We start from the raw sequence: 23,693 nt of genomic DNA on the forward strand, positions 1-23,693 counted from the left end.
GGCTTCAAGGAGCGCGGATGGAATTCAAGGATCGACGCGATGCGGGCCGCAAGCTCGCGAAGGCGCTCGGCGCCTGGCGCGGGCGCCCCGAAGTGCTCGTGCTCGGACTGCCGCGTGGCGGTGTCCCGGTTGCCTGGGAAGTGGCCGAGGCGCTGGGTGCGCCGCTCGATGTGCTGGTCGTGCGGAAGCTCGGCTTTCCGGGGCAGGAGGAATTCGCGATGGGCGCGATCGCCTCGGGAGGCGTGCGCGTCATGGGCGAGCATTTCGACGCGTGGCCGGTTTCGGAGAAGGCCGTCGAGGCCGTGGTGGCGCGCGAGCAGGTCGAGTTGGCGCGTCGCGAGCGCCTGTACCGCGGCGAGCGGCCGACCTTGTCGCTTGCCGACCGCGTGCTGCTGCTGATCGATGACGGCCTCGCCACCGGCGCCACCATGTGCGCGGCCGTCAAGGCGGCGCGAGCGGGAGGACCTCGGCGCATCGTGGTGGCCGTGCCCGTGGCCTCGCGGGAGGCCGTGCAGAGCGTGGGCGCGTTGGCGGACGAGGTCGTCTACGTCTACACGCCCGAACATTTCCGCGCGGTCGGCCTCTGGTACGAGGACTTCGGCCAGACCAGCGACGAGGAGGTCTGCGCCTTGCTGCGCAGACCGTCCTGATTCAGCGCCGGAGAATGCTCAGAGGCCGGCCGCTGCGCGCAGGGCGGCGGCATTGGCGGTGCTTTCCCACGTGAACTCGGGCTCTTCGCGCCCGAAGTGGCCGTAGGCCGCGGTCTTGCCGTAGATCGGGCGCAGCAGGTCGAGCATCTGGATGATGCCCTTGGGACGCAGGTCGAAGTGCTCCTGGACCAGCGCGGCGATCTTGTCGTCCGGGATCACGCCGGTGCCTTCGGTGTAGACCGTCACGTTCATCGGCTTGGCCACGCCGATCGCATAAGCGACCTGGATCTGGCACTGGCGGGCAAGGCCGGCGGCGACGATGTTCTTGGCCACGTAGCGGGCGGCATAGGCGGCCGAGCGGTCCACCTTGCTCGGGTCCTTGCCCGAGAACGCGCCGCCGCCGTGCGGGCAGGCGCCGCCGTAGGTGTCGACGATGATCTTGCGGCCGGTCAGGCCGCAGTCGCCCTGCGGGCCGCCGATGACGAAGCGGCCGGTCGGGTTGATCAGGTAGCGCGTTTCCTTGAGCCACTCCTTGGGCAGCACGGGCTTGATGATCTCCTCGATGATGGCCTCGTTGAACGATGCCTTCATCTTGGTCGGCGTCTCGCTCTGGTCGGGGTGGTGCTGCGTGGAGAGCACGACGGTGTCGATGCTGTGCGGCTTGCCGTCGACGTAGCGCATCGTGACCTGGCTCTTGGCATCCGGGCGCAGGAAGGGCAGGCGACCGTCCTTGCGCAGTTGGGCCTGGCGTTCGACGAGGCGGTGCGCGTAGTAGATCGGCGCGGGCATGAGCTCGGGCGTCTCGTCGCAGGCGTAGCCGAACATCAGGCCCTGGTCACCGGCGCCGGTGTTGAGGTGGTCGTCGCTCGCGTGGTCCACGCCCTGCGCGATGTCGTTGGACTGCTTGTCATAGCAGACCATGACGGCGCAGCCCTTGTAGTCGATGCCGTAGTCGGTGTTGTCGTAGCCGATGCGCTTGATGGTGTCGCGGGCGACCTGGATGTAGTCGACGTGCGCGTTGGTCGTGATCTCGCCGGCGAGCACGACGAGGCCGGTGTTGGTCAGCGTCTCGGCCGCGACGCGCGAGCGCGGGTCCTGGGCAAAGATCGCATCGAGGATCGCGTCGGAGATCTGGTCCGCCACCTTGTCGGGATGGCCTTCGGACACGGATTCGGAAGTGAAGAGGAAGTCGTTCGCCATTAGATGAAACTCCATGAAGGTGCGATTGGCGCGTTGCCAACCCGGATGGAGCTTTGGCGAACGCTTTAGCAGTGGTGTTTAACGTCGCCCTGCAAGTAGTTCCATAACTCAGCGACAATTTGCATTCTATTCGAGCCGCGCTGTACGCTGCGCGCGCGTCCTGATTTGACCCCTCCCTCGTCTTGATGATTTCTCTGTTCCGTTGGCTTGCCCGTTTGCCGCTGCCCCTGATGCACGCGGTCGGTGGATGCCTGGGTTGGCTGGTCTGGTGGATGGCGCCGGACTACCGTCGGCGCTTCCGGGAAAACGCCGAAGCCGCCGGATTCACGCCTGCGCAATACCGACCCGCGATCACCGCCGCCGGCGCCATGGTGGGCGAGCTTCCCTGGGTATGGGCCCGTCCGCAGGGCGAAAGCCTGCTGCCGAAGATCGTCCGCTGGGACGGCGTGGAGGAATTCGAAGCCGCGCTGGCTGCGCGCAAGGGCGTGATCCTCGTGTCGCCGCATCTGGGAAGCTGGGAGACCTTCGGCCAGGCCGTCGGTGAGCGCTTCTTCGAGGCCTACGGCCCGATCACCGCGCTGTTCAGGCCGGCGCGCAAGAAATTCATGGCGGAGCTGATCGCCGGCTCACGCGACCGGCCCGGCCTGCGGACCCTGCCGACCACCGTGGCCGGGGTGCGCGGGCTGATCCGCACGCTGCGCAATGGCGGCTACACCGGCTTGCTGCCGGACCAGGTGCCGCCGCTGGGGCAGGGCGTCTGGGCGCCGTTCTTCGGCCGGCCGGCCTACACCATGACCTTGCTGCCCCGCCTCGCGCAGCAGACCGGGGCCCGCGTGTTCCTCGGCGTGTGCGAGCGGCTGCCGCGCGGCGCCGGCTACGCCATCCGCTTCGAGGCCTTCGACGGCACCGCGATGAGCGATTCAAAAGCCACGCCAGAAGCTGCGGCCACGGCCATGAACGAAGGCATCGAAAGACTGATTCGCCGTCTGCCGGGCCAGTACGTTTGGGACTACGCGCGCTACAAGCAGCCGCGCGCCGAAGCGGAAGCCGAGGTGGCCTCGTGAGCCTGACCTCGAGACTCGGCATCGCCTTCATGCGGACGCTGGCGCATGTGCCGCTGCCATTGGTGCGGGGCTTCGGTGCGCTGCTCGGCCCGGTGCTTCACCTGGCGGCCGTGCCTCGCCGGCGCGTGGTGGATGCGAACCTGGCTGTGTGCTTCCCCGAGAAATCGGCCGCCGAGCGGCGCCGGATCGCACGGGAGACTTTCGTCTATGTCGCGCAATCCTGGCTCGACCGCAGCTGGCTCTGGCATGCGCCGGAAGAGGTCGTGGGAAGGCGGCTGAAGGTCGTCGGCGCCGCCAGGGAAATCGACGAGATCGCCAACGGTCATGAACCGATGATCCTGTTCGCGCCGCATTTCTACGGCCTCGATGCCGCAGCGACCGGGCTGACCATGCACACCGCGCGGCCGTCGACGACCATCTACACCACCCAGCGCGATCCCATGATCGACGAGTGGATCCGCGAGGGCCGGAAGCGCTTCGGCAACGTGATCACGCTGAACCGCGTCGACGGCATCAAGCCGATCGTCGCGGGGCTGCGCAAGGGCGGCTTGCTGTACTTGCTGCCCGACATGGATTTCGGGCGCGACCAGACCGTTTTCGTGCCGTTCTACGGGGTGCAGGCCGCCACTGTTCCGTCGCTGTCGCGCTTTGCCCGGCTGGGCCGGGCCAAGGTGGTGCCGGTGGTGTCGAAGCTCACGAAGGATGGCTACGAGATCGAGGTGCTTGCAGCCTGGCAGAACTTCCCGACGGACGATGTGATTGCCGACACCACGTTGATGAACCAGCGCCTGCAGGGCTACATCGACACGATGCCCTCGCAGTACTACTGGGTCCATCGGCGCTTCAAGACGCGCCCTGAAGGCGACCCCTCGATTTACTGAGGCCCCCCGGCTTTTCACTTCGCTTCGCTGCGTGTAACTCCACCCCCCGAGGGGGAGGCGCGGCTCGCCTTGGGGCGGCCCGGCGGCGGCCGCATCTCGCTTGGGGCGTCCGCTGCGGTGGTCGCTAGCGGTCTGCTGCAGGTCCTATGGGGTACGTTGGAGGAAGGCTTCGATCTCGCGGGCAACGAACTGCGGCTGCTCGTGGATCATCCAGTGCGTCGCACCAGGCACCTTCTTCAGATCCAGCTTCGGTACGTAGTCTTCGAGACCTTCCAGCAAGCCCGGCAGCAGTGCCGCGTCGTCAAGCGCCCACAGGACGAAGGTGGGCGCCGCGACCGTGAGCCGTTCGCGTGGCAACGTGGGAATCTGCGGTGCCGGCCCGCCCGACACGGCCGGCTTCATCGGCGTCACGCGGTAAAGGTTGCAGGCACCCGTCAGGCCCGCATTCCAGACCTCCCGGTACTTGTTCTTGACGTCTTCCGTGAGCCAGCCGAAGCCGTCGGCGCCTGCCTTCATCAAGGTGAAGAAGGGCCACATGCGCCGGTAGTCGTCGGCCGAGAGCAGGGCCTCGGCGTCGGGCCGGGCAAGGAAGTTCATGTAGGCGCTCGCGGCCTGCTGCGCCGGGCTGTTCAGCAACTCGCGCGTGAAGGTGCCGGGGTGCGGCGAGTTGATGATGACCAGGCGTCCGAGCTTGTCCGCGTGATGGTTGGCAAAGCCCCAGCCGAAGGCGCCGCCCCAGTCGTGCGCCACCAGGACTTCGATCCGGCCGTCCGGGTTCTCGCTCGCCGCGAGTTCGGCGACGTCCTGGACGAGCAGGTGGGCGCGGTAGGCCGAGACTTCGGTGGGCGAACTCGACTTCTCGAAGCCGCGCAGGTTGGGCGCGATGCAGCGAAAGCCGCCATGCTCGGGCTGAGCGAAGTATTCGAGCAGTTCGTCCCAGATGAACGCGGCCTCGGGGAACCCGTGCAGGAAGACCATCAAGGGGCGTCCCGGCGTGCCGGTGGCGCGACAGCTGAGGGTCGTGCCGTTGGGAAGCTGGCGGGCGAAAGTCTCGATCACGGGTTGTCTCCTTCTTGGTCTTGGTTGGATGGCTCGAGTTCGGGAGAGTCGCCGCTGTCGCTCTCTCAGCCCTGCTCGTCGACTTGTTCCGGCGGCTGTGCGGGGTGTGCACCCTCCGGATGCGCCCAGCGCCAGAGCAGTTCGGCGGCCTCGTCCACGCCCTGCAGTTTCAGGGCGGAGAACAGTTTGACCTCGCCGCCGCCGGCCTGGAGTCGCGCAATGGACAGCGCCTTGGCGCCGTCCGACCGCGTGAGCTTGTCCGCCTTGGTGAGCAGCACCAGGAACTTGAGTCCCTGTTCGACCCGTGGACGGATGACGTTCAGCAGGATGTCGTCCAGCTCCGTCAGTCCGTGGCGCGGGTCGCACATCAGCACGACGCCGCGAAGGTTCTCGCGCGTCATCAGGTAGTTGCCCATCACGCGCTGCCAGCGCAGCTTGGCCTCGCGCGGCACGGCGGCGTAGCCGTAACCGGGGAGGTCGGCCAGCACGGCATCGTCGACCTTCTGCTTGCCGACGCCGAACAGGTTGATGTGCTGCGTGCGGCCGGGCGTCTTCGATGCGAAGGCCAGGCGGGTCTGCTGCGTGAGCGTGTTGATCGCAGTCGACTTGCCGGCGTTCGAGCGGCCGACGAAGGCGATCTCGGGCAAGTCGAGCGTTGGCAGGTGCTCCAGCTGGGGCGCGCTGGTGAGGAAATGGGCGGTGTGCAGCCAGCCTCTGGCGATGCGGACGCGTTCGGCGGCCGCGGCGTCCACGGCGGGCGCCGGGCGGGAGGAGGGTGCGGCCGGCTTGCGCGGCGGGGTGGTCATCTATGAGCTTTCGGAACGGGGCGCCATTGTAGAATCGCCGGGTTTTGCGCCATAAATCCACCCCCCGATATGAAGTTGTTTGCCCATTTTCTGCTTGCAGCCCTTTTGGGCGTCGCCGCCAGTGCCAGCTTCGCAGCCGACGAGCATGCCGCCAAGCCGGCAGCCGAAGCACCCCCCAAGGCGGCCAAGCCTGATCCGGCCAAGGGCGACACTCTCTTCAATACGGCGCCGGCCAACAGCGTCAGCTGTGCCTCCTGCCACAACGCCGACGGCAACTCGGCCATCGCGACGAATCCCAAGCTGGCGCAACAGCATCCCGAATACATCCTCAAGCAACTTCAGGACTTTCAGTCCGGCAAGCGCAAGAGCGCGATCATGAAGCCGATGGTCGCCGGCCTGTCCGAGGAAGACATGCGCAACATCGCCTGGTTCGTCGGCTCCAAGAAGGTCAAGACCGGCTATTCGAAGGACAAGGACCTGGTCGCGCTTGGCGAGCGCATCTTCCGCGGCGGCATTGCGGATCGGCAGGTTCCGGCCTGCGCCGGCTGCCACAGCCCAACCGGCGCCGGCATCCCCGCGCAGTACCCGCGTATCGGCGGCCAGCATGCCGACTACACGGCCGCGCAACTGGTCCAGTTCCGCGACGATGTGCGCATGAACTCCCCGCAGATGCACGGCGTCGCGGCCAAGCTCAACGATCGCGAAATCAAGGCGGTGGCCGACTACATTGCCGGCCTGCGCTGATTCACGGCGGTTCAGCATGAACTAACCGCCAATAACAAACCCCAAGCAAGGCGGGCCGATCCAGGAAGGATGGCCCGCCTTTTTGCTTCCCACGATCCGCTCCTCATGTCAGTTTCCACCCACGGCCTTCGAGTCCGTCGCGGTCCCCACGTGGTCCGCGCGGCGGTGGAGCTCTTCTCGTCGATGCGCTTCGCGATTGCGCTGCTGACGATCATCTGCATCGCATCGATCATCGGCACCGTGCTCAAGCAGCACGAGCCCATCAACAACTACATCAACCAGTTCGGTCCCTTCTGGGCCGATGTGTTTCGCGCGGCAAGGCTCGATTCGATCTACAGCGCCTGGTGGTTCCTGCTGATCCTGGTCTTCCTGGTGATCAGCACGTCCTTGTGCATCGCCCGCAACACGCCGCACATCCTCTCGGACCTGAAGAACTACAAGGAAGGCATCCGCGCCCAGAGCCTCAAGGCCTTCGGCCAGCGGGCCGCGACCGTGCTGGCTGAAACGCCGGACGCCGCGGCCAACCGCATCGGCCAGTTGCTGGCGACCGGCGGATGGAAGGTCAAGCTCCAGCACCGCGACGGCGACGGCTGGATGGTGGCCGCACGTGCCGGCGGGGCGCACAAGCTGGGCTACATCGCCGCGCACAGCGCGATCGTGCTGGTGTGCATCGGCGGGCTGCTGGACGGCGACCTGGTCGTTCGCGCGCAGACCTGGTTCAACGGCAAGAGCGTGTACACAGGCGGCGGACTCATTGCCGACGTGCCGCCGCAGCATCGCCTGTCGCTCGGCAACCCGACCTTCCGCGGCAACATCCTGGTGCCCGAAGGCGCGCAGGCGAACGTTGCCATCCTCAACCAGTCGGACGGCGTGCTGCTGCAGGAGCTTCCGTTCTCCATCGAGCTCAAGAAGTTCATCGTCGACTACTACTCGACCGGCATGCCCAAGCTGTTCGCGAGCGAGGTCGTGCTGCACGATCGCGAGACCGGCAAGGAGATTCCGGCGCGCATCGAGGTCAACCATCCGGCGAGCTACAAGGGGATCGAGATCTACCAGTCCAGCTTCGACGACGGCGGATCGAGCGTGAAGCTCAAGGCGGTGCCGATGGCGGCCGCGGCCAAGCCTTTCGAGATCGAGGGCACGATCGGCGGCACCTCGGAGATCACCAACGGCAAGGACAAACTCACGCTGGAATACACCGCGTTGCGTGTGATCAATGTCGAGAACTTCGGCGAAAGCGCCGGCGGTCCCCAGACCAGCGGTGCCGACGTGCGCAAGGTCGACCTGCACAGCAGCCTCGAATCGCGCCTGGGCGCGGCCAACAAGACCAACAAGCCCAAGGTGCTGCGTAACATCGGCCCGAGCATCGGCTACAAGCTCCGCGACGCGGCCGGCCAGGCACGCGAGTACCAGAACTACATGGTGCCGGTCGACACGGGCGACGGCCAACCGGTCTTCCTGCTCGGCATGCGCGAACGGCCGGAGGAGCCGTTCCGCTACCTGCGCGTGCCGGCTGACGAGCAGGGGTCGATGGACGGCTTCGTTCGCATGCGGGCGACGCTGGCGGATGCCGATGCGCGTGCGCGCGCGGTCGATCGCTACGTTGCGCGCGCGGCCGATCCGAAGCGCCCCGAACTGGCCAACCAGCTTCGTGCCTCGGCCTCGCGCGCCCTCGCCCTGTTCGCGGGCACGGAACGCGCCAAGGCGGATGCCGTGAGCACGGGCGGCTGGCAGGCCATTGCGGAATTCATGGAGGCCAATGTCCCCGAAGCCGAGCGCGAGCGCGCGGGCTCGGTGCTGGTGCGGATCCTCAACGACGTGCTGTTCGAGGTGCTCAACGTGAGCCGCGAGAAAGCCGGCCTGGCGGCGCTGCCGCCGGACGAGAAGTCGCAGGCCTTCCTCACCCTGTCGGTGCTGGCCATCAGCGACGCCCATTTCTACCCGGCGCCGGTGGCGCTGATGATGACGGACTTCAAGCAGGTGCAGGCCAGCGTGTTCCAGGTGGCCCGCGCGCCCGGCAAGAACATCGTCTACCTGGGCTGCCTGTTGCTGATCACCGGCATTTTTGCGATGCTGTACGTCCGTGAGCGCAGGTTGTGGGTCTGGCTGGCCAAGGACGACACCCAGCCGCCCGGCACGACGGCCACCATGGCCTTTTCGGTCAATCGCAAGACCATCGACAGCGACCGCGAATTCGAGCACCTCAAGGACAAGCTGCTCGCCATCAGGAAAGATACGGCGTCATGACCACCACCACCCTCACGCTCAACGACAGCTGGCTTTCACGCCGGAACGCCTTCGACTGGGTCTTCGCGGCCCTGGTGGTGGCCGGCGGGCTTTTCGCCTTCTCGCGCTACGCCGCGTCGATGGACTACTACGAGAAGACCATCCTGCTCGCGGCCATGCCTGTGGCGATCTGGCTCGGCTGGTTCTGGCGCCCACTGCGGGTGCTGGCGATCGTCGTCGCCTGCGCGGCGCTGCTGGCGATCGCGTCCTACCAGGGCGACCTGGCGCGTGCCGACTCGGTGTTCTGGCTCAAGTACTTCCTGTCGAGCCAGTCGGCCATCCTCTGGATGAGCGTGCTTTTCTTCATGAGCACGCTGTTCTACTGGATCGGTTTCTTCGGCGGCAGGCAGGGCGATGCGATGGACCTGATCGGCTCCCGGCTGGCCTGGGCCGCCGTCACCATGGCCCTGATCGGCACGATGGTGCGCTGGTACGAAAGCCACCAACTCGGGCCGGACATCGGCCACATCCCTGTCAGCAATCTCTACGAAGTGTTCGTCCTGTTCTGCTGGCTGACCGCGACCTTCTACCTCTACTTCGAATCGCGCTACGGCACGCGCGCGCTAGGCGCATTCGTGATGCTGGTGGTGAGCGCGGCGGTCGGCTTCCTGCTCTGGTACACGCTGGTGCGCGAAGCCCACGAGATCCAGCCGCTGGTGCCGGCGCTGCAAAGCTGGTGGATGAAGCTGCACGTGCCGGCCAACTTCATCGGCTACGGCACGTTCTCGCTGGCCGCGATGGTGGCGTTCGCCTACCTCATCAAGGAACAGGCGAGCGAGACGCGCTGGTACAAGCTCACGCCGATCTGGCTGCTGGGCGTGGCGCTTTGCTTCGTGCCGGTGGCGTTCCGCCAGCGCGTGCAGGAAGCCGGCGGCAGCTACTGGGTCGTCTACGCGGCGATCTCGGCATTCATCGCGGCAGGCATCCTGCTGGGGCGCAAGCGGATTGCCGCCCGGCTCCCGGCCAACGAGGTGCTGGATGACGTGATGTACAAGTCGATCACGGTCGGCTTCGCCTTCTTCACGATCGCCACGGTTCTCGGCGCGCTGTGGGCGGCCGATGCATGGGGTGGCTACTGGAGCTGGGATCCCAAGGAAACCTGGGCGCTCATCGTGTGGCTCAACTACGCGGCCTGGCTGCACATGCGGCTCGTGAAGGGTCTGCGCGGCACGGTGGCGGCCTGGTGGGCCCTGGGCGGCCTGGCGGTGACGACCTTTGCCTTCCTGGGGGTGAACATGTTCCTCAGCGGGCTGCACAGCTACGGCACCCTGTAACGCGTCGTGCGCTGAAAATCTCGCGCCGAAATGAACCGACGGCGTGGTTTTCGCGTAACCGAATCATCGTTGGCAACGAATTCATCTACGCAAGGCAATTCATGCGAAAGGAACCCGATGTTGATTCGATCCCGTGACGACGGCTTCATTCACCCGCATTCGAGCGAGATCACGCCGCGGAGTGTCTACGAGGGGCGTCGCGACATGCTCAAGTGGCTGGCCAGCGGCGCGGCCGGTGCGGCGATGGCGTCCTGGGCGGGACGCGAAGCGTTGGCACAGACAGCGGCGCCGGGCAAGCTCGCGCCGCTGCCAGGGGCGAAGTCCGCCGTGCCTGGTGCGCAGACCATGGAAAAGGTCAGCGACTACAAGGACGTGACCACCTACAACAACTACTACGAGTTCGGCACCGACAAGGCCGACCCGGCCAAGAACGCCGGCACGCTCAAGACGAAGCCATGGACGGTCGAGGTCGAAGGCCTGGTCAAGAAGCCCGGCAAGTACACCATCGAGGACCTCGTCAAGCTGAGCGCGCAGGAAGAGCGCATCTACCGGCTGCGCTGCGTCGAAGGCTGGTCGATGGTCATCCCGTGGGTGGGCTATTCGCTGGCCGAGCTCATCAAGAAGGTCGAGCCGCAGGGCAACGCCAAGTACGTCGAGTTCGTCACGCTGGCCGACCCCAAGACCATGCCCTTCGTCGGATCCCGCATCCTCGATTGGCCCTATACCGAGGGATTGCGCATGGACGAGGCGATGCATCCGCTCACGCTGCTGACCTTCGGCATGTATGGGGAAGTGCTGCCCAACCAGAACGGCGCGCCGGTGCGCATCGTCGTGCCGTGGAAATACGGCTTCAAGAGCGGCAAGTCGATCGTCAAGATCCGCTTCGTCGAGAAGGAGCCCGGCACGGCCTGGAACAAGTCGGCTGCGCAGGAGTACGGCTTCTATTCCAACGTGAACCCGAACGTCGATCATCCGCGCTGGAGCCAGGCGACCGAACGCCGCATCGGCGATGGCGGTGGCCTGTTCGCCAAGCGCACCAAGACGCAGATCTTCAACGGCTACGAAGCGCAGGTCGGCCAGCTCTACGCGGGCATGGACCTCAAGAAGTTCTACTGATCCGGGGCCTGTCGTGAACAAGCTCCTGATGCACCCGGCGGCCAAGCCGGTCGTGTTCCTGTTGTGTCTCCTGCCGTTTGCGTGGCTGCTTTATGCCGCGCTCACCGATGGCCTGGGCGCCAACCCGGCCGAGCATCTGATCCGCTCGACTGGCGACTGGACGCTCCGCTTCATCTGCATCGTGCTGGCCGTCACGCCCCTGCGGGTGATCACCAACACCAATGGATTGGCGCGCTTCAGGCGAATGCTCGGCCTGTTCGCCTACTTCTACGTCGTGGTGCACCTTCTGAGCTACAGCTGGTTCGACATGGGCTTCGACGTGCAGGACATCGCCAAGGACATCGCCAAGCGCCCGTTCATCCTCGTCGGCTTCTCGGCCTTCGTGCTGCTGACGCCGCTGGCTGCGACCTCGTTCAACCGCGCCATCAAGGCGATGGGCGCGAAGCGCTGGCAGGCGCTTCACAAGCTGGTGTATGTCATCGCCGGACTGGGCCTGCTGCACTTCTTCTGGATGCGCGCGGGCAAGAACAACTTCGCCGAAGTGTTCGTCTACGCAGCGATCGTTGCGGTGCTGCTGGGCTGGCGCGTCTGGAACTTTGCCGCCGGAAAGCGGAAGTCCACGCCGCCACTCGGCGCCCGGACGCAAGCGATCAAGTGACGGCGCGCGGGAAGGTGCTCAGTCGCCGAACCGCTCGCTGAGCAACTGATCGTCGATGCTCTCTCGGCGACGAATCAGGGTGGCGCGCTCGCCGCTCACCAGCACTTCGGCGGCACGGCCGCGCGTGTTGTAGTTGCTGGCCATGGCCATGCAGTAGGCGCCTGCGGAGAGAACCGCCAGGAGATCGCCCGAAGCAACCTTGAGCTCACGGTCGCGGCCGATCCAGTCGCCGCTTTCGCAGATGGGGCCCACGACATCGTAGGTGACGGCATCCGCACCGGTCCGCTCCGCAGCGACCGGGACGATCTGATGAAAAGCCTGGTACATCGCCGGCCTCGGCAGGTCGTTCATCGCCGCGTCGACGATGCAGAAATTCTTGTCCTCGCCCGGCTTGGTGTAGAGCACCTCGGTCACGCACACGCCCGCATTGCCGACGAGCGAGCGACCGGGCTCCACGATCAGGCGGCGTTGGCCGAATCCCCGCGCATCGAGGCGGGCGAGCAACTGGTGCCAGAGCGCATCGGCAGCAGGCGGCGTGTCGCCGTTGTAGTCGATGCCGAGACCGCCGCCGAAATCGAGGTGGTGCAGGGGGACGCCAGCCTTCTCGATGGCTTCGACCAGGTCGAGCACGCGTTCCAGCGCTTCGAGGTAAGGCGAGGCGTCGGTGATCTGCGAGCCGATATGGCAGTCGATGCCGACTACTTTCAGGCCCTTCAGCGAGGCGGCATGCAGATAGATGGCCACCGCGCGGTCGTGCGCGATGCCGAACTTGTTGCCCTTCAGGCCGGTCGAGATGTACGGGTGCGTCTTTGGATCGACGTTGGGGTTGATGCGCACGCTGATCGATGCGACCTGGCCTTCTTCTAGCGCGACCGCGTTGAGCACGTCGATCTCGGCTTCGCTCTCCACATTGAAGCACGCGATGCCTGCCGCCAGCGCCTGGCGCATCTCCGCGCGCGTCTTGCCGACGCCGGAAAAGATGACCTTGGCCGGATCGGCGCCCGCTGCCAGCACGCGCGCGAGTTCACCGCCGGAGACGATGTCGAAGCCGCAGCCGGCTTCGGCAAAGACGCGAAGCACGCCCAACGAGGAGTTCGCCTTGATCGCGTAGCAGACCACGGCGTCCCGACCTTCGAATCCACGCTGGTAGGCGGCCAGCGCATCGAGCATCCACTGCTTCGAATAGACGAACAGAGGCGTGCCGTGCTCGCGGGCGAGCGAGGAAAGCGACTGGCCCTCGACGTGCAGGACGCCGTCCTTGCGAACGATATGCGGGTGGCCGGGAAGACGGGCAGTGGTGTTCATTTCGCGTCCCCGTTCTTGGCGGGCGCAGTGTTGGCGTTGGAGGGAGTCGTGGAGGAGTTCGTCGACGGCCCAGGCTGCGCGGGCGCGGCTGCGGCATCGGAGGCGGGTTTGCCGCCGGGGATCAACAGTTCGGGAAGCGTTGCGCGATCTTTCGCCGCAGGGCCGGTCGGCAGGTAGAGCGCGCCCCGCTGGCCACAGGCCGTCAGGCCGACCCCAACGAGCGCGAGGCCAACGGCGCTCACTAGAATTTGGCGAACATTCAACATGGCGAAATTGTAATGACCGACCCCGAGTACATGGACCGCGCCGAAGCAGCGCTTGCAGCGATCGAACGAAGCTGCGACCGCATCAACGACGCGACCGACGTCGACATCGACAACCAGCGCGTGGGCGGCATGATCACCATCACCTTCGTCAACGGCAGCCAGTTGATCGTCAACCTCCAGAAGCCGCTGCATGAAATCTGGCTGGCCGCCCGTTCCGGCGGCTACCACTATCGGCACGATGGCCGAACGTGGGTCGACACCAAGACGAGCGAGGAATTCTTCGGCAACCTGTCGCGGGAGGCTTCGTTGCAGGCCGGCCAGCCGCTCGATTTCGCGGCCGACTGACCCGCTAGTTGCGGAAGAGGTCGAGGATCTTGTTGCGCTCCTCGGGCGGTGGCGGCGCACTGATCGGTGCACCCGAGACCGCTTCCGCCGACGGCGTCGGTCCGGCTTCGACGCCCAGCACCGCGACGCCGCGGCCCGGCGCGTAGTCGTCGTAGTACCACTCGCCGCCGACGTTGACCACGCCGGCAGGCGCTGGCACCTCGGCCACGGGAACGCCCTTGATGGCCGTTTCCATGTAGGTGATCCAGATAGGCAGGCTCAGGCCGCCACCCGTCTCCTTGTCGCCGAGCTTGCGTGGCGTGTCGTAGCCCATCCAGGCCACCGCGGTCATGGTCGGCTGGAAGCCTGCGAACCACGCGTCCAGCGAATCGTTGGTGGTGCCGGTCTTGCCGTAGATGTCGGTGCGCTTGAGCGTGGCCTGCGCCTTGGCCGCCGTGCCGCCGCTCGCGACGGATTGCAGCAGGCTGTCCATGATGTAGGCGTTGCGTTGCGGGATCGCACGCAGCGTTTCGTTGAGCAGTGGCGGCTGCTTGTCGACGAGCACCTTGTCCTTGTGGTCGGTCACGCGGGTCACGAGGTAGGGATTGACGCGGTAGCCGCCGTTGGCGAACACCGAGTACGCGGTCGCCATCTGCATTGGCGTCACCGATCCGGCACCCAGCGCCATCGGCAGGTAGGCAGGATGCTTTTCACGCTCGAAGCCGAAGTTGGTGATCCAGTCCTGCGCATAGCGCGTGCCGATCGATTGCAGGATCCGGATCGAGACCATGTTCTTCGACTTCATCAGGGCACGTCGCACCGACATGGGGCCCTCGAAGGTGCCGTCGTAGTTCTTCGGCTCCCACGGCTGCCCGCCGGTCGTGCCCGCATCGAAGAACAGGGGCGCGTCGTTGATCACCGTTCCGGGAGTGAAGCCCTTTTCGAGGGCCGCCGAATAGATGAAGGGCTTGAAGCTCGACCCGGGCTGGCGCCATGCCTGCGTGACGTGGTTGAACTTGTTCTTGTCGAAGTCGAAGCCGCCGATCATCGCCTTCACGGCGCCGTCGCGCGGGTCCATGGCGACGAACGCGCCTTCGACCTCGGGGAGCTGCGTGATCTCCCAGGTGCCCTTTGGCGTCTTGGCGACGCGAATCACTGCGCCGCGGCGGATCCGGATGTTGGGTGGTGCCTTGTCCGAGAGCCCCGATTGGGCTGGCTTGAGGCCATCGCCGACGATCTGGATCGTGTCGCCGTTGGCGCGAACCGCATTGATCTCTTTGGCGGTCGCCTTGAGCACCACCGCCGACATCACGTCGCCGTTGTCGGGGTGTTCCGCCAGCGCGTCATCCACCGCCTCGTCGAGTTCCTTCGGGTTGGTGGGCAGGTCGACGAACTTCTCGGGGCCGCGATAGATCTGCCGGCGCTCGTAATCCATGATGCCCTTGCGCAGAGCCTTGTACGCCGCAGCCTGATCGGCGGCGACGAGCGTGGTGTAGACCTTGAGCCCGCGCGTATAGGTGCTGTCGCCGTACTGCGCATACATGAGCTGTCGCACGGTCTCGGCCACGTACTCGGCGTGCAGCCGGGTCGGGTCCGCGGCGTCGCGCAAGTGAAGGTCTTCCTTCTTGGCTTCCGCCGCCTGTTCGGCCGTAATGAAGCCGGCTTCCTGCATGCGGTCGATCACGTAGAGCTGCCGCCCGCGGGCGCGCGCAGGATTGTTGACCGGGTTGTTGGCACCGGGCGCCTTGGGCAGCCCCGCCAGCATTGCGGCCTGCGCGATCGTGATGTCCGACAGCGGTTTGCCGAAATACGCGTCTGATGCAGCCGCGAAGCCATAGGCGCGATTGCCCAGGTAGATCTGGTTCAGGTAGATCTCGAAGATCTGGTCCTTTGTGAGAAGGTGCTCCAGCTTGAAGGTGAGCAGGACTTCGTAGATCTTGCGCGTCAGGGTCTTCTCGGAACTCAGGTAGACGTTCCGCGCCACCTGCATCGTGATGGTGGAGGCGCCCTGGCTCTTGACGCGATTCATGTTCGCGAGGCCCGCGCGCAGCATGCCCTTGTAGTCGACGCCGCCGTGGTCGTAGAAGCGCGCATCCTCCGCGGCGAGGACGGCGTCCTTCATCACCTTCGGAATGGTCGAGATGGGCGTGAGATTGCGGCGCTCTTCGCCGAACTCGCCGATCAGGATGCCTTCGGACGAGAACACCCGCAACGGCAGCTTGGGGCGGTAGTCCGAGAGCTCGGAGATGTCAGGGAGGTTCGGGTAGGCAACGGCCAGCGCAACCGCGATCACGCAAATGACCGCGATGACGCCCGCGGCGGCGATCCCGAGACCCCACAATACGATGCGCATCAGCCATGTCAGCAAGCCGGAGCGTTTGGGAGGGGCGGCCTTGGATGGCCCTTTGGGTTGAGTTGTTTCGGGCATTGAGGCTGTTGGAGTCTTCGGCCATTATAAAAACGCCGGTCTTGAAGACCGGCCGTTCGTAGCAGTTAGGACCCAAGTACTCTTATTTGTGACGTAAGTTGCAGATCGGAACCGTTACGTCGACTTTTGACAACGATTGGCGCTGGACTGGGGATTCGCCGCTTGGTTGGCGTTGTGCCTTGCTGCTAGCATGCAACCACTCGCATATTTTTCCAATCGTTACAAACGGATGGGATCGAACTTGACTGCTCTGGGATCGTTGTTTCGCCGTCAGCCCGCGCCTCTGCTCGGGTTGGACGTCAGTTCGTCCAGCGTCAAGCTGGTCGAACTGGGCCGTGACGCGAGCGGCAAGCTGGTACTCGAGCGGTGTGCGATCGAGCCTCTCGAGCGTGGCTGGATCACCGACGGCAACGTCGAGAAGTTCGACGAGGTTGCCGAAGCGGTCCGTCGTGTCGTCCGCAAGAGCGGGACGCGCACCAAGAACGTCGCGCTGGCCCTGCCGCCGTCCGCCGTCATCACCAAGAAGATCGTGCTGCCGGGCGGCATGAGCGAGCAGGAACTCGAAATCCAGGTCGAGTCCGAAGCCAATCAATACATCCCGTTCTCGCTGGACGAAGTCAGCCTCGATTTCTGCGTGATCGGGCAGAGCGCCAATTCGGCGGGCGACGTCGAGGTCCTGATTGCCGCGTCCCGCAAGGAAAAGGTCCAGGATCGACAGGGTCTGGCCGAGGCGTCCGGCCTGAAGGCCGTGATCCTCGACGTGGAATCCTATGCATCGCGCCTGGCGACGGCGCGCCTGATCGAGCAGCTTCCTGGCCAAGGCCGCGACGCGGTTGTTGCGCTCTTCGAAGTCGGCGCCTTCACGACCAGCATGCAGGTCCTGCGCAACCAGGAAGTGCTCTATGACCGTGACCAGGCATTCGGCGGCGCGCAGCTCACGCAACTGATCGTGCGCCAGTACGGTTTCTCCGCGGAGGAAGCCGAAGCCAAGAAGCGCAGCGGGGAGCTGCCCGACGACTACGGATCGGGCGTCCTCAAGCCTTTCGTGGCAAGCATCGCGCAGGAAATCGCGCGGGCGCTCCAGTTCTTCTTCACTAGCACGCCGCACAATCGCGTCGACTACGTCTTGCTGGCGGGCGGCTCGGCCGCGTTGCCGGGCTTGACCAGCGCCGTGACGCGCCAGACGTCGTTTGCCTGCTCGCTCGTCAATCCGTTCGACGGAATGGAAATCGGCAGTGGAATCCGTGAGAAGAAGGTTCGACGCGAAGCGCCGTCCTACCTGACATCGTGCGGCCTGGCGATGCGGAGGTTCCTGCAGTGATCCTGATCAACCTGCTCCCGCACAGGGAAGCCGCGCGCAAGCGCCGGCGCGAGACCTTCTATGCCACGCTGGGTTTCTCCGCGGTGCTCGGCGGTGTGATCGCGGGGATGGCGTTCCTGTGGTTCCAGGCCCAGATCTCCAGCCAGCAGTCGAAGAACGGCCTCCTGCAATCGGCCATCACAAAGCTCGAGGCGGAGATCAAGGAGATCTCGACCTTGCAGGCCGAGATCGCCGCCCTGAGGGCCAGGCAGCAGGCGGTCGAGGACCTGCAGGGCGATCGCAACATGCCCGTGCACCTGCTCAACGAACTGGTCCGCCAACTGCCGGATGGCGTCTACCTGACGAGCATGAAGCAGGACAACCAGACGGTGACGCTGCAGGGCATGGCGCAATCCAACGAGCGCGTGTCCGAACTGCTTCGCAATCTCGGAAATAACAGCCCCTGGCTGGTCAAGCCGGAACTGGTCGAAATCACTTCGAGCACCGTTAGCCTGAGTCCTCGCGACCAGCGTCGCGTCGCGAACTTCACGATGCGCATCGGTCTCAAGCGGCCCACCGACGCGCAGAAAGCCGTAGCGCCGGGCAGCAAGCCCGCCGCACCGGCAGTCAAAGGGTAGGCGTTCATCATGGCAACTAAACGCGCATCCCCGAGGTTCGACCTGGCGGCCGCCGTGCGGCGCTTCGGCCAGCAGTTCCAGGGTCTCAATCCCAATGATCCGGCCTCCTGGCCCTCGGCGCCGCGCTATGCCCTGTGCATCGCGGTAGCGGCGCTGGTGCTGGTGGGTCTGTGGTTCGTGTGGCTCACCAATTCGAACGACGAACTCGAGGCCGAGCGCGCCAAGGAAGTCACCCTCCGCGCGGACTACCAGAAGAAGGTCGCGCAGGCCGCCAATCTCGAGTTGCTGAAGAAGCAGCGCGAGCAGGTGCAGCAGTACGTCACGCTGCTCGAAAAGCAGCTCCCGAGCAAGGCCGAGATGGATGCGCTGCTGTCGGACATCAATCAGGCAGGGCTCGGGCGCAGCCTGCAGTTCGAACTGTTCCGTCCGGGCCAGGTCTCCGTCAAGGACTACTACGCCGAGCTTCCGATCGCCGTCCGCGTGACGGGTCGCTATCACGACATGGGGGCCTTTGCCGCGGATGTGGCGAACCTCTCCCGCATCGTGACCCTGAACAACTTGTCCGTGGCGCCGCAGAAGGATGGGAGCCTGGTCATGGATGCCACGGCCAGGACCTACCGATATCTGGATGAGGAAGAGCAAGCCATGCAGAAGCGTGCCGCCGCTGGAGCAAAGAAGAAATGAGATCGCTCAGATTTCTCTGGCTCGGCGTGGCCGCGGCCAGCCTGAGCGGCTGCTTCGGCTCCGAGGAGGAGGACCTCCAGCGCTGGATGGCCGACCAGCGGGCGCAGGTTCGCCCCACGGTGCCGCCCATCACGGAGCCGAAGAAGTTCACGCCGCAGGCCTACACGGAAGGCGCCGTGATCGAGCCTTTCAACATGCAGAAGCTCACGCAGGCCTTGCGCCGCGACTCGAGCCAGCCAAGCACCTCGGGCCTGATCGCGCCGGAACTCACGCGTCGCAAGGAAGCCCTGGAGGCTTTCCCGCTCGATTCGATGGCCATGGTCGGCAGCCTGAATCGCAATGGGCAGCCGGTCGCCCTGATCAGCGTCGACAAGCTGCTCTATCAGGTGCGCGTGGGCAACTATCTGGGACTCAACTACGGGCGCATCACCCGTATCAGTGAAACCGAACTCGCCTTGCGTGAAATCGTGCAGGACGCCGCCGGTGAATGGATCGAACGCGTGGCGACGCTGCAGTTGCAAGAGAGGACGAAATGAACCAACAAAAATCAATGCTCGCACGCTGGCTGCGCGTTGCCGGTGCGGCTGTCCTCGCGTTGAGCGCGGCGGCTGTCGTTCATGCCCAGAATGCCATCGAATCGGTGACGAGTTCGATGCAGTCGGGCGCTGAAGTCATTCGCATCGACTTCACCCAGCCGCTCGCTGCGCCGCCGACCGGCTTTGCCATCCAGTCGCCCGCACGCGTCGCGCTCGATTTCCCGGGTGTGACCAATGCGATCGGTCGCTCGGCGATCGAAGTCAACCAGGGCAACCTGCGCTCGGTCAACGTGGTCCAGGCCGGTGAACGCACGCGTCTCGTCCTGAACCTCAAGCAAGCGACGGCCTACAAGACCGAGATCCAGGGCAAGTCGCTGCTGGTCTCTCTCGAACCCGTGGCCGGTGCGGCGCTCGTTTCTTCGACGCCCCAGGCCTTCGCCGAGAACCGGAACCGCGACATGCTGCCGTTGCGCGACGTCGATTTCCGTCTCGGTTCGGACAACACCGGCCGCGTGATCGTCGACCTGGCCAACAACCAGGTGGGCGTCGACATTCGCCAGCAGGGCAAGAACCTCGTCGTCGAGTTCACCAAGTCGACCCTGCCGGAAGGCCTGCGTCGCCGGCTCGACGTCTCGGACTTCGGCACGCCCGTTCAGGTCGTGACGACGCAGCAGGTCGGTGACCGCGTCCGGATGGTCATCGAGCCCAAGGGCGACTGGGAGCACAGCGCCTATCAGAGCGAAAACCAGTTCGTGGTCGAGGTGCGCCCCCGCAAGGTCGATCCGACCAAGCTGACGCAGGGCGTGGGCTACACCGGCGAGAAGCTCTCGCTGAACTTCCAGAACATCGAGATCCGCTCGCTGCTCCAAGTGATCGCCGACTTCACGAACTTCAACATCGTGACTTCCGATTCGGTGACGGGTGCGCTGACGCTCCGCCTGAAGGACGTGCCGTGGGACCAGGCGCTGGACATCATCCTGCAGGCCAAGAACCTCGGCATGCGCAAGAACGGCAGCGTTCTCTGGATTGCGCCTAAGGACGAGATCAACGCCAAGGAAAAGCTCGAGTTCGAGGCGCAGGCCGCGATCCAGAACCTGGAGCCGCTCCGCACACAATCGTTCCAGCTCAACTACACCAAGGCGGTTTCGATTGCGCAGGGCCTGACGGGTACGGGCTCCGCCGCCGGCAGCGGTGGTGGTGCCGGCACGGCGTCGCGCATCCTGAGCCCGCGTGGCAGCGTGATCGCGGAATCGCGCACCAACCAACTCTTCGTTTCGGACATCCCGTCGCGTCTGACGCAAGTGGCTGAACTGATCCAGAAGCTGGACGTGCCCGTCCGCCAGGTCATGATCGAGGCCCGCATCGTCGAGGCGGCAGACACCTTCGGCAAATCGTTGGGCGTCAAGCTCGGTGGCGGCGCCATCAACCAGAACAACACGATCGGCGCAAACCCGATCATCACGCCCAACCCGGTGGTCAATGGACAGTTCCAGAACCCGCCGACCGCAACGACGATCTTCACGAACTCCAACTTCGTGAACCTGCCCTCGACCGGTGTCGCAGGCAACGGCAATGCGGCGGGCACCTTCGCGATCTCGCTCTTCAACTCGAGCCTGTCGCGACTGCTGAACCTGGAAATCTCGGCGCTGGAAGCCGACGGCAAGGGCAAGGTGGTCTCGAGTCCCCGCGTGGTCACGGCCGACCAGACCAAGGCGCTGATCGAGCAGGGTACGGAACTGCCCTACCAGGTCGCGACCTCGAGCGGTGCCACTTCCATCGCATTCCGCAAGGCCAATCTGAAGCTCGAGGTGACGCCGCAGATCACCCCCGAGGGCAACATCATCCTGACGCTCGACGTCAACAAGGACACCGTGGGCCAGGCCACGACCGCCGGCTTCGCCATCAACACCAAGCACGTGCAGACGGAAGTGTTGGTCGAGAACGGCGGCACGGTGGTCATTGGCGGCATCTTCGAACTGACCGAATCGGTCGATGAGTCGCGCATTCCGGTGCTTGGTGAGGTCCCCTATGTCGGGGCGCTCTTCAGGACGCGGAATCGCACGGCCAACAAGACGGAACTGCTCGTCTTCATCACGCCGAAGATGATCACCGACCGCAACGCGGCGCGCTGATCCGATCCATACCAAAACAAGATTCGAAGTTTTTCTGAGGGAACTGATGAGCTATAGGAATATCCTGGCCGTCGCGCTGGTCGCGGGCGTATTGATCTCTTGCGGAGGGGGCGGAAGCCCCGGCCTGCCGCCAACCACGACGACGACGACAGGTTCCGGCAACGGGACTGGCGGCTCGACGCAGGCGCCTGTCGCCGCGGCGAAGGTCACGGTCGATGTGTTCAATGGAGCCGGCACTTCGACCACGTCGATCTCCGGCGTTGAAATCGCCCAGGTCAAGGCGGTGCTCAAGGATGCCAACGGCGCCCCGGTGCCCGGATCCATCGTTACCTTCAGCGAGGCCGGCGGATCGCTGTTGACCTATTCGCCTACTTCCAAGACGGCGTTGACGGATGCGACCGGGACGGCTGTCGTTGAAATCCGTGCGGCCTCCTCGGCAAACACGGGCGCAACGGCCGTTGCCGCAGCCGGGGTTGTCGCAGGTGTGGCGGTCACATCGCAAAAGGCGATCGCGATTACCAGCGCGCCTTCGAGCGGTGCGACGGATCCTCAGATTCTGGCGTCTGCGATCAATTTCCTCGACGTCAATCCGGCGGATAGCTCCATCGTCCTCAAGGGCTCGGGCGGCAATGGCCGACTGGAATCCGCGACCCTGCGGTTCCGGATCGTGGACTCGAACAACAGCCCCGTGAAGGGCGCTGCTGCGACGTTCTCGGTCACCCCGGCCGCAAACGTGACGCTGAATATTCCGACCGCCACCAGCGACTCGGATGGCGTCGTGGTTACCACGGTTTCCTCGCAGACCACCCCCACGGCCGTAGTCGTCAAGGCCACCATCACGGGCAAGGCTGTCAGCACGCAGTCCGATCAACTCACCGTGACCACTGGCATTGCGACCCAAGCGGGCTTCGATATGTCGGCCAGCAAATACAACCTGAACTTCAACAAGACGGGTGACAAGTCGACTGTCCTGGTCCGGGTCCGCGATGCCAATGGCAATCCTGTGGCCGACGGCGTTCCGATCGTCTTTACCGCCGACTACGGCGTGGTGGGTACTTCCACTCGCGGTGGGTGCGTGACCTCGGGTGGCGCTTGTACTGTCGACTTCCTTGTGCAGGATCCGCGGCCTGCCGACGGCACGCCGGCAACGGTGACCGCGACGACCGCGCTGGGAGACGGCTCGACGATCGGCAAGCAGCTTGCCTTCCGCATGGTTGATGTAGGTTTGCTCAATGTGTACAACACAAGCGCCGGTGGCGCGGTGGTGTCGGCAGTGAACAAGACGGGTTGCGCGGCTGAGACGTTCTCGGCGTACGCAGGTACCCCGGCCAACTTCCCGCCGGCCGCCGGGACGACCATCACCGTGAAGCCGATCTCGTCGGGGATGACCGGCACTCTGAAATCGGCTTCGCCGGTCGCGGATCAGCTCGGCGCGACGGCAGCCCGCGTCAGGGTGGATTTTGAACTCAACCTGACGAATGTGACGCCGAGCCCCTGCGTCGTTGGCGGAGCCAACACGGCGACTGCGAATTTCGACATCGAGTTTTCGGCTGACGGGGTCGTGACGACGCGCAACGTGATGGTGAGCTACCCCACGAACTAGTCGTAATCGTTCAGGCAATGGCGGCGACATCGCCGCCGAGGCCTCCGGGTGTTTCGGCACCCGGAGGCCTTTGTACATTCGGCTCCCGGCCATCCGGGATGCTATCTTTTGCATCTTCTATGCAAACCATCGACTCGCGCCCCAGCCCCCTGAGCCCCGCCATCCCGCGCCTGACTGCGACGGGGCGATAGCATGGCGGTCGCACTCGTCGGCCTGCCCGGCGCCGGCAAATCCGCAGTCGGCCGGCGCCTTGCGCAGCGCCTGCAACTTCCCTTCATCGACAGCGATCACGTGATCGAGGATCGGATCGGCTGCTCGATCCGGGACTACTTCGAGCGCGAGGGCGAGGCCAGCTTCCGCGACCTGGAGCAGACAGTCATCTCGGAGTTGTCCGCGGAGCCTCATGGCGTGGTGGCGACAGGTGGCGGTTCGGTGCTCCGCGAGGTCAACCGGTCGCAGTTGCACGCGAGCTTCCACGTGATCTATCTGCGATCCGCGCCCGAGGATCTCTTCCGCCGCCTCCGCCACGACGTGAAGCGCCCGTTGTTGCAGGTCGCGGATCCCCTGGGTAGGCTGCGCGAACTCTACGACGCGCGCGATCCGCTGTATCGCGCCACGGCCCACGACGTGGTCGAAACGGGCCGCCCGACCGTCGCGATGCTGGTGAACATCATCGTGATGCAGCTGGAACTGGCCGGGATCGCTTCGCCCGGTCCCGAAGGGGATCTGCCGGACTGAA

General features: G+C 65.1%; 22 protein-coding genes. 16 read left to right on the forward strand and 6 right to left on the reverse strand.

What is annotated here, in order from left to right; all coding sequences use genetic code 11:
- Window positions 1-17 precede the first annotated feature (17 nt).
- Window positions 18-650, forward strand: coding sequence for a phosphoribosyltransferase (locus ACSFBL_RS13490; RefSeq protein ID WP_435516289.1), 633 nt, complete (start codon window positions 18-20; stop codon window positions 648-650).
- An 18-nt stretch (window positions 651-668) separates the two neighbouring features.
- Here ACSFBL_RS13490 and metK read toward each other — a convergent pair whose 3' ends face one another.
- The gene (gene metK, locus ACSFBL_RS13495; RefSeq protein WP_028249298.1) at window positions 669-1,850 is read right to left on the reverse strand and encodes a methionine adenosyltransferase; all 1,182 of its coding nucleotides are present in this window, start codon (window positions 1,848-1,850) and stop codon (window positions 669-671) included.
- Between the two features lie 185 nt (window positions 1,851-2,035).
- Between metK and ACSFBL_RS13500 the strand changes: the two genes are divergently transcribed.
- Both ACSFBL_RS13500 and ACSFBL_RS13505 read left to right on the forward strand, forming a co-directional pair.
- Window positions 2,036-2,914, forward strand: a complete 879-nt coding sequence (locus tag ACSFBL_RS13500; RefSeq protein ID WP_435516290.1) for a lysophospholipid acyltransferase family protein — start codon at window positions 2,036-2,038, stop codon at window positions 2,912-2,914.
- On the forward strand, window positions 2,911-3,795 hold the full coding sequence (locus ACSFBL_RS13505) for an LpxL/LpxP family acyltransferase (RefSeq protein WP_435516291.1): 885 nt from the start codon (window positions 2,911-2,913) through the stop codon (window positions 3,793-3,795). Before ACSFBL_RS13500 ends, ACSFBL_RS13505 begins: the two co-directional genes overlap by 4 nt.
- A 144-nt stretch (window positions 3,796-3,939) precedes the next feature.
- On the opposite strand, the gene ACSFBL_RS13510 is transcribed toward ACSFBL_RS13505, so the two are convergent.
- Window positions 3,940-4,854 (reverse strand): alpha/beta fold hydrolase, encoded by a 915-nt coding sequence (locus tag ACSFBL_RS13510; RefSeq protein ID WP_435516292.1) that lies wholly within the window; start codon window positions 4,852-4,854, stop codon window positions 3,940-3,942.
- A 65-nt stretch (window positions 4,855-4,919) separates the two neighbouring features.
- Complete coding sequence (gene yihA / locus ACSFBL_RS13515) at window positions 4,920-5,660, reverse strand: ribosome biogenesis GTP-binding protein YihA/YsxC (protein WP_435516293.1); 741 nt, start codon at window positions 5,658-5,660, stop codon at window positions 4,920-4,922.
- 69 nt (window positions 5,661-5,729) lie between these two features.
- Here yihA and ACSFBL_RS13520 point away from each other — a divergent pair, with 69 nt between their 5' ends.
- From ACSFBL_RS13520 to ACSFBL_RS13540, 5 genes are all read left to right on the forward strand, one after another.
- On the forward strand, window positions 5,730-6,404 hold the full coding sequence (locus ACSFBL_RS13520) for a c-type cytochrome (RefSeq protein WP_435516294.1): 675 nt from the start codon (window positions 5,730-5,732) through the stop codon (window positions 6,402-6,404).
- Between the two features lie 105 nt (window positions 6,405-6,509).
- On the forward strand, window positions 6,510-8,651 hold the full coding sequence (locus ACSFBL_RS13525) for a cytochrome c biogenesis protein ResB (protein ID WP_435516295.1): 2,142 nt from the start codon (window positions 6,510-6,512) through the stop codon (window positions 8,649-8,651).
- Window positions 8,648-9,964, forward strand: a complete 1,317-nt coding sequence (gene ccsB, locus ACSFBL_RS13530) for a c-type cytochrome biogenesis protein CcsB (protein WP_435516296.1) — start codon at window positions 8,648-8,650, stop codon at window positions 9,962-9,964. The genes ACSFBL_RS13525 and ccsB overlap by 4 nt, the downstream gene beginning before the upstream one ends.
- A gap of 117 nt (window positions 9,965-10,081) precedes the next feature.
- Window positions 10,082-11,080 carry a protein-methionine-sulfoxide reductase catalytic subunit MsrP gene (gene msrP, locus ACSFBL_RS13535; RefSeq protein ID WP_435516297.1) on the forward strand — a complete coding sequence of 333 codons (999 nt, stop codon included), beginning with the start codon at window positions 10,082-10,084 and terminating at the stop codon, window positions 11,078-11,080.
- Between the two features lie 13 nt (window positions 11,081-11,093).
- Window positions 11,094-11,738 (forward strand): protein-methionine-sulfoxide reductase heme-binding subunit MsrQ, encoded by a 645-nt coding sequence (locus ACSFBL_RS13540; protein ID WP_435516298.1) that lies wholly within the window; start codon window positions 11,094-11,096, stop codon window positions 11,736-11,738.
- An 18-nt stretch (window positions 11,739-11,756) separates the two neighbouring features.
- Here ACSFBL_RS13540 and lysA read toward each other — a convergent pair whose 3' ends face one another.
- Together lysA and lptM are read right to left on the reverse strand one after the other, a co-directional pair.
- Window positions 11,757-13,043 (reverse strand): diaminopimelate decarboxylase, encoded by a 1,287-nt coding sequence (lysA, locus tag ACSFBL_RS13545; protein ID WP_435516299.1) that lies wholly within the window; start codon window positions 13,041-13,043, stop codon window positions 11,757-11,759.
- The gene (gene lptM, locus ACSFBL_RS13550; RefSeq protein WP_435516300.1) at window positions 13,040-13,309 is read right to left on the reverse strand and encodes an LPS translocon maturation chaperone LptM; all 270 of its coding nucleotides are present in this window, start codon (window positions 13,307-13,309) and stop codon (window positions 13,040-13,042) included. Before lptM ends, lysA begins: the two co-directional genes overlap by 4 nt.
- Before the next feature lie 12 nt (window positions 13,310-13,321).
- On the opposite strand from lptM, the gene cyaY reads away from it, so the two are divergent.
- Window positions 13,322-13,654: an iron donor protein CyaY gene (cyaY, locus tag ACSFBL_RS13555; protein WP_435516301.1), complete on the forward strand. Its 333-nt coding sequence runs from the start codon at window positions 13,322-13,324 to the stop codon at window positions 13,652-13,654.
- 4 nt (window positions 13,655-13,658) lie between these two features.
- Here the strand turns inward: cyaY and ACSFBL_RS13560 are convergent, their stop codons facing one another.
- On the reverse strand, window positions 13,659-16,061 hold the full coding sequence (locus ACSFBL_RS13560) for a penicillin-binding protein 1A (RefSeq protein WP_435516302.1): 2,403 nt from the start codon (window positions 16,059-16,061) through the stop codon (window positions 13,659-13,661).
- A 241-nt stretch (window positions 16,062-16,302) separates the two neighbouring features.
- Between ACSFBL_RS13560 and ACSFBL_RS13565 the strand changes: the two genes are divergently transcribed.
- The 7 genes from ACSFBL_RS13565 (at window position 16,303) to ACSFBL_RS13595 (ending at window position 23,692) form a co-directional block, all read left to right on the forward strand.
- Entirely contained in the window at window positions 16,303-17,382 is a 1,080-nt protein-coding gene (locus ACSFBL_RS13565; protein ID WP_028249285.1) for a pilus assembly protein PilM, read from the forward strand.
- Window positions 17,379-17,999 carry a PilN domain-containing protein gene (locus tag ACSFBL_RS13570; protein WP_435516303.1) on the forward strand — a complete coding sequence of 207 codons (621 nt, stop codon included), beginning with the start codon at window positions 17,379-17,381 and terminating at the stop codon, window positions 17,997-17,999. The genes ACSFBL_RS13565 and ACSFBL_RS13570 overlap by 4 nt, the downstream gene beginning before the upstream one ends.
- A 9-nt stretch (window positions 18,000-18,008) precedes the next feature.
- On the forward strand, window positions 18,009-18,683 hold the full coding sequence (locus ACSFBL_RS13575; RefSeq protein WP_435516304.1) for a type IV pilus inner membrane component PilO: 675 nt from the start codon (window positions 18,009-18,011) through the stop codon (window positions 18,681-18,683).
- The gene (locus ACSFBL_RS13580; RefSeq protein WP_435516305.1) at window positions 18,680-19,219 is read left to right on the forward strand and encodes a pilus assembly protein PilP; all 540 of its coding nucleotides are present in this window, start codon (window positions 18,680-18,682) and stop codon (window positions 19,217-19,219) included. Before ACSFBL_RS13575 ends, ACSFBL_RS13580 begins: the two co-directional genes overlap by 4 nt.
- On the forward strand, window positions 19,216-21,351 hold the full coding sequence (locus ACSFBL_RS13585) for a type IV pilus secretin PilQ (RefSeq protein WP_435516306.1): 2,136 nt from the start codon (window positions 19,216-19,218) through the stop codon (window positions 21,349-21,351). Before ACSFBL_RS13580 ends, ACSFBL_RS13585 begins: the two co-directional genes overlap by 4 nt.
- A 46-nt stretch (window positions 21,352-21,397) precedes the next feature.
- Window positions 21,398-22,954: an Ig-like domain-containing protein gene (locus ACSFBL_RS13590; RefSeq protein ID WP_435516307.1), complete on the forward strand. Its 1,557-nt coding sequence runs from the start codon at window positions 21,398-21,400 to the stop codon at window positions 22,952-22,954.
- 192 nt (window positions 22,955-23,146) lie between these two features.
- The gene (locus ACSFBL_RS13595; RefSeq protein WP_435516308.1) at window positions 23,147-23,692 is read left to right on the forward strand and encodes a shikimate kinase; all 546 of its coding nucleotides are present in this window, start codon (window positions 23,147-23,149) and stop codon (window positions 23,690-23,692) included.
- Window position 23,693 lies beyond the last annotated feature (1 nt).

Source organism: Variovorax glacialis (assembly GCF_051216375.1).
Lineage (GTDB): Bacteria > Pseudomonadota > Gammaproteobacteria > Burkholderiales > Burkholderiaceae_C > Variovorax.